The organism is Sorangium sp. So ce295, from assembly GCF_051527405.1.
Lineage (GTDB): Bacteria > Myxococcota_A > Polyangia > Polyangiales > Polyangiaceae > Sorangium > Sorangium cellulosum_B.
The window spans coordinates 3,047,129-3,063,587 of the sequence record NZ_CP150324.1; the positions used below are offsets into that span (position 1 = coordinate 3,047,129).

Below are 16,459 nucleotides of genomic sequence, written 5' to 3' on the forward strand. Positions count from 1 at the left end.
CGGGCACTTACGAGGACGGGCCCAGGTGTCATGGGCAGGCTGTGGGCAGATCGAGCTGCCCATGCACCTGACGCTTGCTGAGTCTCCTTGGTCGCGGCGTTCAGGGCCTAGCCTGTCAGGGGCACGTGGCGCTGATGTCGGCGTGGCCGAGGAGCTCCTTCACGTCGTCCAGCCGCGTCCGTGCCAGCCTGCGACGGGGGGAGGACGCTTGAGCTCGGGGTGGGCGGCGTCTCCAATGGCTGGCCGAGCTCACGAGCGCCCGCTCGGGTCTGGCGCCCGCTGGATTCGTTCGAAGCACCATGGCGACCGCGCGGCGGATCGAGCGGGCAGACTCCGCGACCAGGCGCCGCGCGGAGCGCGATGCGCTCCGCCGTCGTCGCGAGCTGATGGCCCAGATGGCGCCGTCCGAGCGGATGCCAGTTCGCAGGGTCATGGGGCCACCTGACGGCGTTTTTCGCAGGGTCATGGGGCCACCCCAATCGCAGGAGGATGGGGCCACCCGCGCGGGGGCGTGACCCAGTTTTTCGCAGGGTCATGGGGCCAGCTTCCGAGGTTTTTCGCAGGGTCATGGGGCCAGCTCGGGACGCCGCGGTCGGGATCTGAGACGGGCTCCTTCCGATGACGGCGCGGGTCGCCGTCGGAAGGAGCCCGATGCCCTACCGAGAGCTGATCATGGTTGACATCAAGGAAATGCTCCGCCGTCGTGCGGCGGGGCAAAGCGCGCGTCAGGTGGCGCGCGAGACGGGGTTCGATCGCAAGACGGTCGGCAGGTACTTCGAGGCCGCAGCGACGCTGCCACTGCCACTCGACCGCGAGCCGACGGACGAGGAGATTCACGCGATCGCCCAGCGCGTGCAGGCGCGCCCGGTGCCCGACGCGAGCGACGAGAGGAAGCAGATCGACGCGCATCGCGTGCGTATCGAGGCCTGGCTCGCTCAATCTCGCCCGCTGAAGCTGCGGAAAATCCACACGCTGCTCCAGCGCGACCACGGCGTCACGGCGAGCTACGACACGCTCTGGCGCTTCGCCAAGGAGGAGCTCGCGTGGCGCAAGAAGACGCCGACGGTTCGTGTCGCTGATACCGAGCCCGGCGAGGTCGCGCAGGTCGATTTCGGCCTCATGGGCAGGCTGTTCGATCCTGCGACGCAGCGAGCTCGCAATCTGTGGGTGCTCGTGGTGACGCTCGTGTACAGCCGCTACCAGTTCGTGTGGCCGTCGTTCGAGCAGACCACCGTGGCGGTGTGCGCGGGCCTGGATGCCGCGTGGCGGTTCTTCGACGCGATGGCGCGCGTGATCATCCCGGACAACATGAAAGCCATCGTGCTGCGCGCCGACGAGCTTGCCCCCGTGCTCGTGCCAGCCTTCCTCGACTACGCGCAGACGCGCGGGCTGTTCGTCGATGCCGCGCGTGTCCGGTCGCCGAGAGACAAGGCGCGTGTCGAGAATCAGGTCGCCTACGTGCGGGAGAGCTGGTTCGACGGCGAATCGTTCACGAGCCTCGACGACGCGCGCGTGTCGGCTGAGCGGTGGTGCCGCGACGTTGCCGGCGCGCGCGTCCACGGCACGACGCGCGAGGTACCGCGCGAGGTGTTCGAGGCGCGCGAGAGGAGCGCCATGAAGCCGGCGCCGGCAGCACCGTTCGACGTGCCGTACTGGACCGACGCGAAGGTGCACCCCGATCATCACGTGCAGGTGCTCCGGTCGCTCTACAGCGTGCCCACCCGCTACGTCGGCAGCACGGTGCGCGTCCGCGCCGACAGCGCGTCGGTGAGAATCTACGCCGGTACGGAGCTCGTGAAAGTGCACGCGCGCGTCGCGCCGGGCAAGCGTTCCACCGATCCGAGCGACTACCCCATGGGCAAGGACGTCGCAGCGGTGCGCGACGTCGCCTCGCTCATCGCGAGCGCGAAGACGTGCGGAGTGCACGTCGGCGTCTACGCTGAGCGACTGCTCGCGGTGCCATTGCCCTGGACGCGCATGCGGCTGGTCTACGCGCTGCTGCGTCTGTGCAAGAAGTTCGGTAATGGGCGTGTCGAGGCGATCTGCCAGAGCGCGCTCGCGTTTGATGTCATCGACGTGCAGCGCGTGGCGCGCATGCTCGAGACGGCGAAGACGCCGGCGTCACCGTCCACGGGGCAGCGCACGGTCGTTGCGCTGCCCGCGCCGCGGTTCGCGCGCAGCACGGAGCACTTCGCGACGCGCATGCCGGCGGCTGCCGCGACCAAGGAGGACTCGTGATGAGCTCGAGCGATGTCGACCCTGCGCTCATCACAGCGCTCAAGCGCCTTCGTCTCGGCCGCATCGCGGCGACGCTGCGCGAGCGTCTCCTGGTCGCCGAGAAGCAGTCGATGGGACACGAGGAGCTGTTGCTCATGCTGCTCACCGACGAGATCGCGCGCCGCGAGGCCAGCGCGACGGAGAGCCGCGTACGCGACGCCGGGCTCGACCCGGCCATGCGCCTGGAGCTCTGGGACAAGACCGCGAAGGTCAGCTTCGACAAGCGTCTGCTCGGCGGGTTCACGAGCCTACGCTTCCTCGAAGAGCACAAGCACATCGTCATCCTCGGCTCTGTCGGCGTGGGCAAGACCTACCTCGCGAACGCGCTCGGACACCTCGCGTGCCAGCACGGCTACAGCGTGCGCTTCTTGCGCGCGGACGCGATGCTGCGCAGGCTGCGCCAGAGCAGACTCGACAACTCACGCGACGCCGAGATGGTCGCGCTCACGACCGTCGACCTGCTCATCCTCGACGACTTCGCGCTCGAGGCGATGAACAAGGAAGAGAGCCGCGACGTGTACCAGCTCTTCCTCGAACGCACAGGCAACGCTTCGATGATCGTCACGAGCAATCGCGACACGGCTGAGTGGCTCGCGATGTTCGACGACGTGCTGCTCGCGCAGAGCGCCGTCGATCGGTTCAAGAACGCGGCGTTCGACTTCATCATCGACGGGGAGTCGTACAGACCGCGGCTCAAGCCGAAGCTCGACGAGAGCACCACGGCCGCGCTGGTGCCCGCGCGCAGCAAGCCGCCCACCCACCCACGCGGCAGGCGGCGATGACCGCTGCGGCCCCGGCGAGGACGTCGAGCCTGGGGCCGCGCCTCTGACCCCTCGCTCCGAGCGGCGTGCCTCGCCCACCCTCGTCGATGGGACCGCTGGTGTTGCTGGGGGCGGGGCGAACCTGCCTGCTCCTGAGCGTCGCGGACCCTGCCGGGATCTACCGGGGGCCTGGGTGGCCCCATGACCCTGCGAAAAGAGAGACGTCGCCGGTCGCTGCGCGCCCGGCTCCGGGGACCTCGACACGCTTCGCGGTCTCGGGCATGGTCGAGACCGATCACGGTGTCTCCCCCTGGCCCCATGACCCTGCGACGGGGTGGCCCCATGACCCTGCGACGTGGCACGGATGGGGGGCCTGACGAGAGGACTGGTCCGTCGTCGCGGGCCGCCGAGCCGGGCGCAGGCGGGAACTGCAGGCGCGCGAGGCGCCTTCGTTGCTCTGCGTGCACCGAGCCTCGTCGAGCGACGGTGACTTTCGCTCTACACCCCTGAACCTGGGCCTCGGTTGCTCTCGTGCTTCGCTCACGCCCCCCAGGCGCCCGCGCCGGGTGAACCGGATCATCAACCTGAGGCGCGGCACCAGGTCCTCTTCTACGGCAGGCTGCGCTCACACGGTGGGCGCAAAGGGATCGAACTCGGCCCCCGGATCCGCGATCATTGACGCTCGCATATAGTTGATCGGTGAGTGGTGGCCCCAGGAGAATGGGAGGCGTAGCCATCTGATGGGGAGCACGTCCTGCGTTAACCAGGCTGCGATGCCTATGATATTGCTGAGGCCTGCCGTCAGCGTCCTACGCACGGGCTCGGTCTTCAGCGCCCATCCTGTTTCGGTCGAGTGATACTCGCGGCCAATGTGCTCGAACCGGCCCATGGTGATGGGCGGAAGTCGAGGCACGATATCTCTCTCGTACACATGGCGAAATAGGATCGTGCCGATGTTGTCCTTGTGCTCGCGGGCAAAAGTGGAGTCGCCGACCATCGGTTGTCCGTAGGTGTAAATGCCACGAACGGCAGAGCCGAATCGGGTGCTGAAATCGTCGTCTCGATGAAGTATCGCACCGGCAAGAACCGCGAGAGCCCCCCCCAAGCTGTGTCCCGTGATGTAGAACGCGGGCGGATTATCAGCGACCGGAGCGCACGCTGGCCGCGCGTTCGGCCTGACACCTCCTTTAGTCGCTGGGGCGGGCGACCCTTCGGCTGTGGCTGATGCCTCTTCTTCCGTTCGCGTGGGTTCGTCGACCGGGAACGGATGCGGCGCGGTATCTCCGCACGATTTTAACCATATTCGCTTTTGGCGCTCGAGCTCTTCGCAAATGGATCTCCGTTCGGCGGCGGCCAAGAGCAATGGCCTGAGTATAGGCCATATCGCCCGAATGGCGCGGTGAAAGCCGCCGTGGACTTCTCCGGCGGAGAGAAAGGATTCGCGTCGGGCGGTCGCGTCCGTGAGCCAGTTGATGGTGCCACGGACTTTGGTCCCTCGAAAAGAGACGATTACGACGTTCTTGGATTGGCTTTGGAGGATGAACGCGGACGTGTCAACGAATAGTGCGTCGTTCGTGAGCGTGATGGAGACGCTGTCATTGTTGGTCAGTCCATGGTTTGCCATCGCGTAGGCGTACGCGCCGATGTTCGAGTACGTCCATGACGATGCGAATGCGAGGAGCTCGGAGGTCTTGCGATCGTAAAATCCCTTTCTGCTTGTTTCTAGGCTCTGTTCGGGCTTTTGAAAGAAGCCTACGAGGCCCTGTGCTCCTCGTGGCGCCATGTGACTGGTGGCGGGCACGGGGCGCCCGGCGGCGTGGATGCTTTCGAAAATCATCTGTTCCTCTGTTGGTTGTGTGTTCTGATGTTCTTTGGTGACGTCGGTGTGTTGGCTTTTGATGATGGACGTTTTGTGGGTTGAGATGTCGGGCGTCGCCGCGTTTAATGTGTGTGGCGCGAGGCCACGCGTCGATCCCCACTCAAGAGAGCGCCTCCCTGGTCTGGGAGGTACTGGAGAATGGCTTCAGGAAAGGGGCGATACGGGGGCGTACCTGGAGCCGCGACGTTCCACGGATTTCTCGCCGGCTCGCCGTTCGGACCGAGGTGGCGGCAGCCTCATTTCCGATGGAGCGCGCTCGCGCGGCAGCAGAACGGCGAACACTGGCTGCTCGAACGGTGGTGTTACGCTATCTGACCAGAGGCCGGGCGTCCGACGGGTCGAGCGCACGGAGCTCGTAACCGCCCAGCCATCGTCATGAGCACGGCTCCTGGCGGCTCCCGCCGGGGTCGACGATATGGCTCGTCCGGCCTTGCAGTCGGAGGAGCTCGGGCTCACGCGCGCCCTGCCTGTGCGCGCATGTGCATCGCCAGGCACGACGGAGAGCAGTCTCCCGGGGGAGCCACGCTGGGGCGCGCACGGGCTCCCCGCCGAGCCCATCGCGTGAGGCGTCCGTCCGGCCATCGCCGCGGCTGGCGGCACGGCGACGCTCCACCAGGCCACGGCGGGCCGACCGATGCGCCGCAACGGGCTCTGCCGCGCGTCCGTCGCCCGCGCTTGCCTGAAGCTCGCGCGTTGGTGCGCCCTTTGCTGAAACCCCGGCTCCCCGGAGGACATCTCATGACCGAACGCAAAGACCCCGCGAAGCCGTCGTCCAGTGTGCCGGCGCCGACCGAGAAGGGCGCGGGCAGCGCGAAGCAATCGATGGGTGGCCCGTCGGCGAAGCCGCGGGCGGCACGGACGAAACGCAGCCTCCTCGAGCGCGCGGCGACCGCGCTCGGCAGCGGGACGAGCAGTGAGGACGCCCGGGTGCGCCACGCGGCAGCAGCCGACCGCCTCGACGCGAAGATCGACGCCACGGAAGCGCTCGTCGCCGCGATCCCCGAGAACGTGAACAAAGGCGCCGAGTACGCGCTACGCGGCAAAATGCCACAGCCGCCGCAAGGTGCCACGGCGAAGCCCGAGAACCTCGACGCGACCGCGAGCACGATCACCGAGAGCAACGAGTCCGAGAAGAACGGCGCCAAGGCGGCGCCGGGCGAAAATCCGAACCAGGGGCCTCTGCAGAAGCATCGGGTCGACTCGCTCGGTCGGGCGCTCACGACGAACCAGGGCGTGCCCGTCGGGGACAACCAGAACTCGCTGCGCGCGGGGCTGCGCGGCCCGACGCTGCTCGAGGACTTCATCCTGCGCGAGAAGATCACGCACTTCGATCACGAGCGCATCCCCGAGCGCGTGGTGCACGCGCGCGGCTCGGGCGCGCACGGCTACTTCGAGTGCACCGAGGACATCACCTCGGTCACCAAGGCCGCGCCCTTCGCCAAGGTCGGCAAGCGGACGCCTGTCTTCGTGCGCTTCTCGACCGTGGCGGGCGAGCGCGGCAGCGCCGATACGGTGCGCGACGTGCGCGGCTTCGCCGTGAAGTTCTACACCGAAGAGGGCAACTGGGATCTCGTCGGCAACAACATCCCTGTCTTCTTCATCCAGGACGCGATGAAGTTCCCCGACGTGGTGCACGCCGTCAAACCCGAGCCGCACCACCAGATGCCGCAGGCGTCGAGCGCGCACGACACCTTCTGGGACTTCATCTCGCTCATGCCCGAGTCGATGCACATGGTCATGTGGCAGATGAGCGACCGGGCGATCCCGCGCAGCTTCCGGACGATGCAGGGCTTCGGCGTGCACACCTTCCGGCTCGTCAACGCGGCCGGCGAGGCGACGCTCGTGAAGTTCCACTGGACTCCCGTGCTCGGCACACACTCGCTCGACTGGGACGAGGCGGTGAAGATCGCGGGCGCCGACCCCGACTTCCACCGCCGCGATCTCTGGGAGGCCATCGAGGGCGGCGCGTTCCCCGAGTACCTCTTGCAGATCCAGACGTTCACGGAGGCCGAGGCCGAGCGGTGGAGCTTCGATGTGCTCGACGCGACCAAGATCGTGCCGGAGGAGCTCGCGCCCCTGCGCACGGTCGGCCGGCTCGTCCTGAACCGCAACCCCGACAACTTCTTCGCCGAGACGGAGCAGGTCGCGTTTTGCACGCAGCACATCGTGCCTGGCATCGACTTCACGAACGACCCGCTGCTCCAGGGGCGCAACTTCTCGTACCTCGACACGCAGCTCACGCGCCTCGGCGGGCCGAACTTCCACGAGATCCCGATCAACGCGCCTGTCGCCGAGGTGCACAACAACCAGCGCGACGGGTTCCACCGCCAGGCGATCAACCGCGGCCGCGTGAACTATGAGCCCAACTCGCTCGCCGGTGGCTGCCCCTTCCAGGCCGGCGCGCGCGGCTTCGCCTCGGTCGCCGAGCGGCTCCTGGCGCAGCAGGCCGCGATCGAGCCGAGCAAGCTGCGCGTGAAGCCCGAGAAGTTCGCGGACCACTACACGCAGGCGCGCCTCTTCTGGGCGAGCCAGACGCCCGTCGAGCGCGCGCACATCGCGCGCGCCTTCCGCTTCGAGCTGACGCGCGTGCAGACGCAGGCGATCCGCGAGCGCATGGTCCGGATGCTGCGGAACGTCGACGAGGGGCTGGCCGCGCAGGTCGCGGCCGACCTCGGCATGCCGCTCCCCGAGCCGCTCTCGATGGTGGCGCCGCCCGTCAAGGACCCGGAGGTCGCTGTGTCGCCGGCCCTGTCGCTGTTCGCCCGGCCCGGCGATGGCCGCATCCTCGGCCGCCGCGTCGCGCTCGTCGTCGCCGACGGCGTGAGCGGGGCGGAGGCGGGCGCGCTCTACGAGGCGCTGCTGCTGGCGGGCGCGGTGCCCCGCTACGTCGGCGCGCGCCTCGGGGTGGTGCGCACGGCCGAGGGCGACGAGCTGCCGGTCGAGGTGACGATCGAGGCGGCCCCGAGCGTCCTCTTCGACGCCGCGGCGCTGCTGCCCGGCAAGGGCGCGGCGGCGCTGGCGCGCGACGGGCTCGCTGTCGAGTTCGTCCAGCTCCAGTACCGCCACTGCAAGCCGCTGCTCGTGCCAGCGTCGGCCGCGCCGCTCGCCGAGGCCGCTGGCATCAAGGCCGCGGCGGGGGCCGACCCGGGCCTGCTCGTCCTGCCGGACGACGCGGTGTCCGCGGCGGCGCCGGCGTTCGTCAAGGCGATCGCCATGCACCGCGCGTGGCAGCGCCAGACCGAGCCGCCGGCGGTCTGATCCGGCCTCCCGTCAGCGGGGCGACGCGACGGGCGCCATCACGGCCCGCAGAGCTCCAGGTCCGGCGGCGGCGGCGCCGGGTACGCGTCGGTCGCCGTCTTCGCGAACTGACACGCGAGATCGTCCGGCTGACACCCCGCCTGGGAGATGCACGCGCCGCTCTCGTCCGTCCCCTGACACAGGCACTCTTCATCTCCCGGGTCGCAGATCTCCACGAGCTCCATCATCCCTTCGTCCTCGTGGTTCAGCTTGTGGCAGTGCGCCACGAACTGGCCCGTGAACCTCCGGGGGTTCATGATCACGTCGCGCGGCCCGTCCTCGACCTGGACCCACATCGTGTCTCGCCAGTGGGCGAAGTTGGGCTCCTTGTTCGATTTGTTGGGGCACACGAGGAACGGGTTGATGTGGATATGGAAAGGGTGCCCGTCGAACGCGCGGATCTCCCACCGCTCCGCGCTGCCGACGGTCATGACCCGATCGCTCCGGTAGCCGCGGGCGCGCCGCTCGTCGAACTTGCGGCAGCTGATGTTCGGATCCGGGCAGATGCACACCGGCGCGTCCGGATCGACCTCGTGCGGGTGGTCTCCCGGGTCACAGGACATGAGCGCCACATCGCTGCTGAGGTCGGGCGGGTTGCTCCCCGGCGTGGGCACGAGGAGCACCACCTTCTGGTGCGCGGCCTCGACCGAATCGCAGCTCACCTCCATCTCCTTCCCGTCGACCGTGCCGGTCCACGAGGTGGGCGGCGCGAGCGCGGCCACGTCCGCCTCCGCGGGCAGGTTCACCTCGGTGGGCTCGCCCGCGCTCGGGTCCACGTCGACGATCGCGATCACGCTCCCCAGGAGATCGTTCGGCCGGCGACCGACGAGGCAGAGCGTCTGCTTGCCTTCAGGCATCTTCACCATCACGTCGGCGCGGTAGCCGGGGGAGACCCACACCGTGTCGCTCCTGTAGAGCTGCGGGAGCGTCAGCCCGTCGCGCGCGATCTGCGTCGTCTCGATGGGCGCCTTGTCGAAGTCGGAGCACGAAGCGTCCTTCGCGACGTGGAGCTTCATCCCCATCTCGTCCGGGCTGCCCGCGTAGACCATGCGCCAGCGCTCCACCTGCCCGGGCGGCGTCGTGAGCCGCGGCCTGAGCTTGCCGTTGATCAGCGTGGCCCGGAGCGACTCGACAGCGAGGAAGTCGGTGACCGACAGGTTGTCCTCGGTGCAGGCCTCTCCCTCCTTCAAGGGCACCGTGTTCTGGTGATCGATGGCCACCTGCGTCATGACCATCACCCGCTCTCTGGCCCTGGCGATGCCGGGCAGCTCGTCGAGCGCGCCCTCGATGAGGAGCGCCCCGGCGGCCCCATCCATGACCTGGATGGCCGTGGAGCCGTGGATGTGAGGGTGGTACCAGTCCGTGCCCTCGTGGTGGATCCCGTCCTCGTCCAGGTCCCAGCGGTACCGGGCGCTCTCGCCCGGCCCCACCTCGTGCAGCACGTGGTCGCCGAAATACCTCCCCTCGGGCGCGCAGCCGTCCCCCTCGCACGGGTCCGCGGGATCGTCCGTCGCGAAGTTGGGCTGCACGTGCAGGCCGTGGCCGTGCAAGTTCGTCAGGTTGAAGTCGTGGCACGACCTGTTGCCATGGCCCATCATGCTCGCGATCTCGCGGAAGTCGCTCTTCGTGAAGTCGTTATGCAGGGTCACGTGGACCTTGCGATCCTCGCCCTTCGGAATGCGGATCGTGGGGCCGCTCGTCATTCCGTTGTACGCACGGAGACAGAACCGCCGCCCGTCGATCTCGACCTCGCTCGGGCCGAAACGCAGCTCGTACGCTCCGTCCGCGCCCGGCTGGAGCTCGGGGGGGTCCTCGTACGTGGACGTCGTCTGCGGCGTCGTGCTCGTCGTGCTCGTCTCCTCGCCTCCGCCGCAGCCCGCGGGCGCCGCGAGGGAGAGGGCCAGCGCCGCGAGCGAGCCTGTGCGCCTGAGCGCGTGCGAATCGTCTCGTGCCATCAACTTGTCTCCTCCTTTCGCGACACTATCGAGCGGCGCCGCATGTGGATGGCCGAAGACGGTCACCCCTGGCTAGAATGCGGACAGTGGCAGGGTGTATGGACCTCGAAGAGCTTCGCGCCTTCCTCGCCGTGGTCGAGGCCGGCTCCTTCCTGGGCGCGGCGCGCGCGCTCGGCTCGTCGCGCACGACGCTCCGGCGTCAGGTCGCGTCGCTGGAGGCGCGCGCCGGCGTCCTCCTGCTCGAGAGCGTGCGGAACGGCGTCGTGCCGACCGAGGCCGGGCAGGTGCTCGCCCGGAAGGGGCGCGGCATGGTGCAGGAGGCCGCCGCGCTCCTGGCCTCGATCCGGGAGGTGGGCGACGCGCCCTCGGGCACCCTGCGGGTCATCCTGCCCGTGGGGCTGCCGCCGCACATGATGACGCCGCTCTTCGCCGCCGTTCGCGGCGCGTATCCGAGGCTCCACGTCCACTGCCGCTTCAGCAACGATCCGCTGGGGGAGGCGCTCACGGACATCGACATCGCTGTCCACTTCGGCGAGGACGCGCCGAGCGGACACTGGATATCGCACGTCGTCCTGCGCGTCCGCGAGTGGCTCATCGCCAGCCGCGCGTACCTGGAGCGGCGCGGCACGCCGCAGACGATCGACGATCTGAAGCACCATGAGCTGTTCGCGTGGCAGGCCCCGGGCGAGGACGCGCGCACCTGGCGGACATGGCGGGGCGCGCCCTTCACCGTGCAGCCGGCGCTCATCGCGACGGACATCCACTTCATCCGGCACTGCTGCATCTCCGGCCTGGGCATCGGCCTCGTCCCCGACGCGCTCGTGCCCGACCCCGACGTGGGGCCGGACGTGCTCGTGCCCGTGCTGCCCGACGTGGTCGGGCAGGAGCGGCCGGTGCGGCTCAGCGTCCCCGGGGCGCTGTCGGAGATACCGAAGATCAAGGTGTTCATCGGGCACGTGCGCGCGTCGCTCGGGAAGATGTAGCGCCATGGCGAGACACCCCCGGAGAATCGCGGCCCTGTGCGCGGCCGCCGCGATGGCGGTGACGAGCTTCGCTGGAACGGCGAGCGCTCAGATCGCGGGCGCCGTCTACGAGGACGTGAGGGACATCATCGAGGATCTCATCCAGCGGGAGGTCGCCGAGGCGGTCGTCCCCAACCTGGTGTGCCAGACGGCGCGCCGGGCGAGCACGGAGCAGCAACTCAACGACTATGTGGGGATCGTCGACCAGCTCGGAGATGCCGCCGACGGTCCTGCGAAGGAGGCGCTGGAGAAGAAGCGCGGCGAGCTGAGGCTCAGCATAAAGAGCGGGTTCCCGATCCTCACCTATTTCCCTCTCACGCTCCAGCGGGTCTTCCGGCGGCAGTTCAACGCGATCCGGACGAGCGTCACGGACGAGGCCGCGGGCTTCGCGGGGCACATGGTCTACGTCGGGCTGACGTCGAGCGAGGGCCAGATAAGAAAGCCGCAGGGGACGCAGAGCATCGAGCTCCTGCACAAGTTCGCGAGCGCCGACGACGCTCGCGCCGAGCGCGCGGCGCCCAGCAAGCTGACGTGGACCAGGCTCGACCCGCGGTCGCTGAACACCTGTGTCTCCGTGCTCAAGGAGGATCTCGCTTCGGGCGTCACGGACGCAGGCGCGCCGTCGCCGCTCGAGAAGGACTGCGGCGCGAGCGCAGCGTCAGGGACCAGCTACGCCTGTGAGCTCGCGTTCGCCGTTCGCGCCATTCTCCAGAGGAAAGACGCCCTGGCGGAGGAGCACTTCATCAGGGCAGCCGCCGTCGTGGTCGGCGCGACCGCCGCGAAGGCCCTCGAGGTGACGGACGACGCCGTGAGGAGAACACTCCTGGACGAGGCGGTCCTGGTCACGAGAGACGTCCTGCGCGGCGGCAAGAAGCTCGACGAGATCATCCCTGTCCTCTTGTCTGCCGCGCCCGCCGCGCCAGGCACCGCCGGGGCAGACGCAGCCGCTCGTGCCCGGGAGCTGCGCTCGAGGTTGAGCAACCTCGAGCGCCTCCGGGTCCAGTGGAACATCGGCACGCGGGGCGGCGCGAACAACCTCGATCTCGTGAGCTTCGTGAACGTCATCGGCGCCGCCGGCGGCGCCCTCCGCGATCTCTGTGACAAGGACCTGATCGGCCAGATCTGCGCCCAGATCGAGCGACAGTCCTCGGCGCTGACGAAGATCGGCGACCTCCAGGCGGACCTCTGGCCGGCGATCCGCCTCGCCAGCCAGGGAGAATACGGGGAGGCAGCGAGCCGCGCGATCAGGACGTTCTTCTCCTCGCGGCCCGGAGGCGAGGGGGATCAGGTCGAGATCTACCGGCGCTTCGCCGAGGCGGTCATCGTCTATGTCCTCGCGACGGTCAACGACAAGAACCCTTCGGACGCCGACCGGGCCGCGTTCCGGGAGGCGTCCGTCGAGGTGCTCCGGGAGCTGGGCACGGGGGGCGGCATGGATCGACCGTGGGGTCACGCCTTCTACAGGCCCGACATGGCGCTGCGCGTGTCGTGGAGCCCGAGCTACGTCGACGGCGAGGGCGGATCGCCGAGGATCGTGCCCTCCGCGAACACCATCAACCTGCGCGGCGTCGTGCGTTATACGGATGCTTATTATTTCGCCATCCAACCCTCCTTCATCGACCTCCTCGCCCCGCTGAGCGAGCTCGCGCTCCGGCGCTCGGAGGCGGTCGAGTACGAGGATTCGGGCCGTGTCCTCCTGAACGCCGTGACCCCTCGGATCGAGGTGATGGTCGGCGTGCCCGCCCTCTCGAAGCACCTCGTCGTCTCCGGCGGCGCTTCCCTGCGCCTTTCGGCGCCCTTCAAGAAGAAGGATCAGGAGGGGTGCGACGGCACCTGCTATCGCTACAAGTTCCTCTGGAACAAGAAGGACGATGTCCTCTCGGACCCGGCTGGGCTCGGGTTCATCGAATTCGGCTTCGGGGTCAAGTACCTTCTCTGAAGCATCCCCTCGAATTCATTCGGGAAAATTGAACAGGGAGGCGGGGAGACGGGGAGTAAAATCCCAGATCTCCCCGTCTCCCGCCTCCCTGTTCAATTTTCCGCTGAAGATGCATGGGCGCAGGCGAACTGAAGCTGTATACTTGACAGTTGTAGTGTATCGATGCAGGATGCTCCTCGTGATGACGTACAAGCTCGACGAGCTCGCGGGCGAGGCGGGGGTGGCGCCGCGCACGGTGCGGTACTACGTGCAGCGCGGCCTCCTTCCGGCGCCGGAGTTCCGCGGGAAGGACACCTCCTACGGGCGAGAGCACCTCGCGCGGCTGCGCGCCATCAAGGTCCTCCAGCAGGCGCACTTGCCGCTCGAGGAGATCCAGGCGCGCCTCGCGGCCGCGGGCCTCGACGAGATCGAGCGCATCGCCGCGGGCGCGCCGCCGCGCGCTCTCGAGGCGCGCTGCGCCGGCCCCGAGGAGGCCGCCGCCTCGAGCCCGCCCGCCGCCGCGCCGCGCGGCGCGCGCTGGGAGCGGGTCGAGATCGCCGACGGGGTGGAGCTCCACGTGCGGACCGACGCCCCGGAGAGCTCGCGGCGCATCGCCCTCGATATCGAGTCTCGTTACACAACCCTTGCCCCGAAAGGCTCGCGATGAACCCCTCCCACGATCCTTCGCACCCGTCGCCGATGTCGTGTCTCCGCACCTCCGAGGGCCACCCCGTGCCGCTGCTCGGCGTCTCCCTCTCGGGCGAGGTCCTCGGCGGCGCGGCGCGGCTCGTCGTGCGGCAGCGCTACCGGAACGAGGAGCGCCGGCCGATCGAGGCGATCTACACCTTCCCGCTCCCGGGCGAGGCGAGCATCGCGGGCTTCGCCATGGAGTGCGCCGGCCGCAGGATCGAGGGGGAGGTCAAGGAGCGCGAAGAGGCGTTCCAGGCCTACGACGAGGCCATCGCCACCGGCCACGGCGCGGCGCTGCTCGACGAGGAGCGGCGCAACGTGTTCACGGCCAGCGTCGGCAACCTCCTGCCGGGGGAGGAGACGGTCGTCGAGGTCACGTTCGTGCAGGCGCTCACGGCCGACGAGGGGGCGCTGCGGCTCATGATCCCGACCCTCGTCGCGCCCCGCTACATCCCCGGCGCGACCGGGGGCGACCGGACCGCGCACGGCGCCCAGGAGCCCACGGGCGACGTGCCGGACGCCGACCGCATCTCCCCCGAGATCGCGCGGGTCGACTACGGGATCACCGTGGATATCGTCTTCGACCTCGGGCGCGACGTCGCGATCGAGAGCCCGTCGCACGCGCTCTCGGTGCGCCGCGAAGAGGGGTATCGCCAGCGGGTCTCGCTCCGGAACGACAAGGCCGCGCTCGATCGGGACATCGTGCTGCTCGCGGCGGGCGCGCCGGGCGTGCAGGCAGGCGTGGTGTGCGACAGGACCAAAGGCCAGGAGGGGACCTTCGCCCTCACCGTGGTGCCGGACCTCTTCGACACGCTCGACACGCTCGACACGCATGCACACGCGAAGCGGGCGTCCTCCCGGCGCGACGTCGTGTTCGTCGTCGACGTGTCGGGATCGATGCAGGGCGAGTCGCTCGACCAGGCGAAGCGCGCGCTCCGGCTGTGCCTCCGCCACCTCGCCGAGGGGGATCGGTTCGGGGTGATCGCGTTCTCCAGCGATTTCCGGTCGCTCGATCCTTCGCTCGCCCCGTTCACGCAGGCGACCCTGAAGGCCGCGGACGCGTTCGTCGAGGGCCTCCGCGCGGACGGCGGGACGGAGATGCTGAATCCGCTGCTCGCGGCGATGAGCATGCTCGGCGACGCGGAGCGAGACCGCGTTGTCGTGCTGCTGACGGACGGCCAGGTGGGCAACGAGGCGCAGATCGTCGATCGCGTCGTCTCGCGGGGCAAGGGGGTGCGGATCTACTCGTTCGGCATCGGCACGAACGTGAGCGATGTGCTGGTGAGCGATCTCGCGCGCCGGACGGAGGGCGCAGCGGAGTTCATCCACCCGGGCGAGCGCATCGACGAGAAGGTCACGGCCCAGTTCGCGCGGGCGACGGCGGTCCGGGTCACCGGGCTCGAGGCGCGCTTCGAGGGGGTCGACGTCGGCGAGCTCGCGCCGGCCGAGCGCCCTGCGCTCGTCGACGGCGAGCCGTGGGTGCTCTACGGCCGCTACGGGCAGCCGGGGACGGGGCGTCTCTCGCTCCGCGGGACCCTGCGCGGGGAGCGGTTCCACCTCGAGGTGCCGGTCGAGCTCGCGGCGGAGGCGTCGCGGCCCGGGCTCGAGGCGCTGTGGGCGGGCGCGCGGGTGCGGGAGCTGGAGGAGTCGGAGCGCGGGCTTTCCGGCAAGCGCGCCGAGGCGATGCGAAAGCGCATCGTGGATCTCGCGGTCCGGCATCGGGTGGCGTCGAAGCACGCGTCGTTCGTGGTGATCGAGCGGCGGACGGGCGACAGGCGCGCCCACGGGCAACCCGAGGCGCGGCCCGTGCCGGTGAGCGCGCCGGGGGGGTGGGGGATGTCGAGCCACCGCGGTCCGGGGGCGTCCGGGCCCATGATCGACGCGATGATGGTGAGGGCGACGGACGGGCGCGCCCCGAGGAAGGGCGGCCCGGGCGGCCCCGTCGTCATGAGATCCAGGGCCCCCGCGCCTGCTCCCATGGCGGCCGCCGCCCCGCCCAGGTCGGCGCCCGCCGCGGGCGGTCTGCTGGCGCGCGCCAAGCAGCTCTTCCAGCCCGAAGGGGCCGCGGCCGCGCGCGGCTCGGCCGACCGGGCGGCGGGCTCCGTCGCGCCCCCGGCCGCCGCCGCGCCGGGCGGCCCCGCGTCGCCGCACCACGTGCCTCCGCCGGCCCCGGCCGCCGCGCCGGCGCCGAGCGCCGTTCCAGGTGGGGTCTCGTCCCAGGGAGACGGCCTGGGGCGCGTCTTCGAGGAGCAGCTCGCGTCCGGGCTCTGGGAGCGCGGCGACTCGACCGATCTCAGCCGGCTCTCCAGCACGGCCCTGTGCCTCGCGGCGTGCCATGACCAGGGCGTCGACTCGGCCCACCCCATCTACGGCGCCCAGATCGCCAAGGCGATCGAGGCGCTCTGCGCGCTGGCCGCGTCGCTCCTCCAGCGCGGCGGCGCCGACGGGGAGGTGGCCGCGGCGCTCGCGGCGGCCTACCTCGTCGCGGGCGGCCGGCGGCTGCGGGCGCAGGTCCGCGACGCCGTGGCGGCCGCCGCGCCCGAGGCGGTACGCGCGCTGCTGGGCGAGCTCGGGGACGCCGAGCTGCTCAGGCTAAGGGTCGAGGAGCTGCACGGCGCATGACAGGCTCCCCGCGGCCGGACGGCCGCGGCAGCCCTCGC

Annotated in this window: 9 protein-coding genes; 7 read left to right on the forward strand and 2 right to left on the reverse strand. The window is 69.7% G+C overall.

Going from position 1 to position 16,459, the window contains the following annotated elements; genetic code table 11:
• Window positions 1–651: 651 nt before the first annotated feature.
• Window positions 652–2,238, forward strand: a complete 1,587-nt coding sequence (gene istA / locus WMF11_RS11795) for an IS21 family transposase (RefSeq protein WP_437974280.1) — start codon at window positions 652–654, stop codon at window positions 2,236–2,238.
• Window positions 2,238–3,059: an ATP-binding protein gene (locus tag WMF11_RS11800; protein ID WP_437743789.1), complete on the forward strand. Its 822-nt coding sequence runs from the start codon at window positions 2,238–2,240 to the stop codon at window positions 3,057–3,059. The genes istA and WMF11_RS11800 overlap by 1 nt, the downstream gene beginning before the upstream one ends.
• Window positions 3,060–3,663: 604 nt before the next feature.
• On the opposite strand, the gene WMF11_RS11805 is transcribed toward WMF11_RS11800, so the two are convergent.
• Entirely contained in the window at window positions 3,664–4,875 is a 1,212-nt protein-coding gene (locus WMF11_RS11805; RefSeq protein ID WP_437977522.1) for a lipase family protein, read from the reverse strand.
• A 780-nt stretch (window positions 4,876–5,655) separates the two neighbouring features.
• Here WMF11_RS11805 and WMF11_RS11810 point away from each other — a divergent pair.
• Window positions 5,656–8,175: a catalase gene (locus WMF11_RS11810; protein ID WP_437977523.1), complete on the forward strand. Its 2,520-nt coding sequence runs from the start codon at window positions 5,656–5,658 to the stop codon at window positions 8,173–8,175.
• Window positions 8,176–8,213: 38 nt separating this feature from the next.
• Here the strand turns inward: WMF11_RS11810 and WMF11_RS11815 are convergent, their stop codons facing one another.
• Window positions 8,214–10,169, reverse strand: coding sequence for a multicopper oxidase family protein (locus tag WMF11_RS11815; RefSeq protein WP_437977524.1), 1,956 nt, complete (start codon window positions 10,167–10,169; stop codon window positions 8,214–8,216).
• A gap of 98 nt (window positions 10,170–10,267) precedes the next feature.
• Between WMF11_RS11815 and WMF11_RS11820 the strand changes: the two genes are divergently transcribed.
• The 4 genes from WMF11_RS11820 to WMF11_RS11835 all read left to right on the forward strand — a co-directional run bounded on the left by WMF11_RS11820 (window position 10,268) and on the right by WMF11_RS11835 (window position 16,421).
• Window positions 10,268–11,152, forward strand: a complete 885-nt coding sequence (locus WMF11_RS11820) for a LysR family transcriptional regulator (RefSeq protein ID WP_437977525.1) — start codon at window positions 10,268–10,270, stop codon at window positions 11,150–11,152.
• A gap of 4 nt (window positions 11,153–11,156) precedes the next feature.
• Window positions 11,157–13,130, forward strand: a complete 1,974-nt coding sequence (locus tag WMF11_RS11825; protein ID WP_437977526.1) for a hypothetical protein — start codon at window positions 11,157–11,159, stop codon at window positions 13,128–13,130.
• 142 nt (window positions 13,131–13,272) lie between these two features.
• Window positions 13,273–13,776: a helix-turn-helix domain-containing protein gene (locus WMF11_RS11830; protein WP_437977527.1), complete on the forward strand. Its 504-nt coding sequence runs from the start codon at window positions 13,273–13,275 to the stop codon at window positions 13,774–13,776.
• Window positions 13,773–16,421, forward strand: coding sequence for a VIT domain-containing protein (locus tag WMF11_RS11835; RefSeq protein ID WP_437977528.1), 2,649 nt, complete (start codon window positions 13,773–13,775; stop codon window positions 16,419–16,421). Before WMF11_RS11830 ends, WMF11_RS11835 begins: the two co-directional genes overlap by 4 nt.
• Window positions 16,422–16,459: the final 38 nt, after the last annotated feature.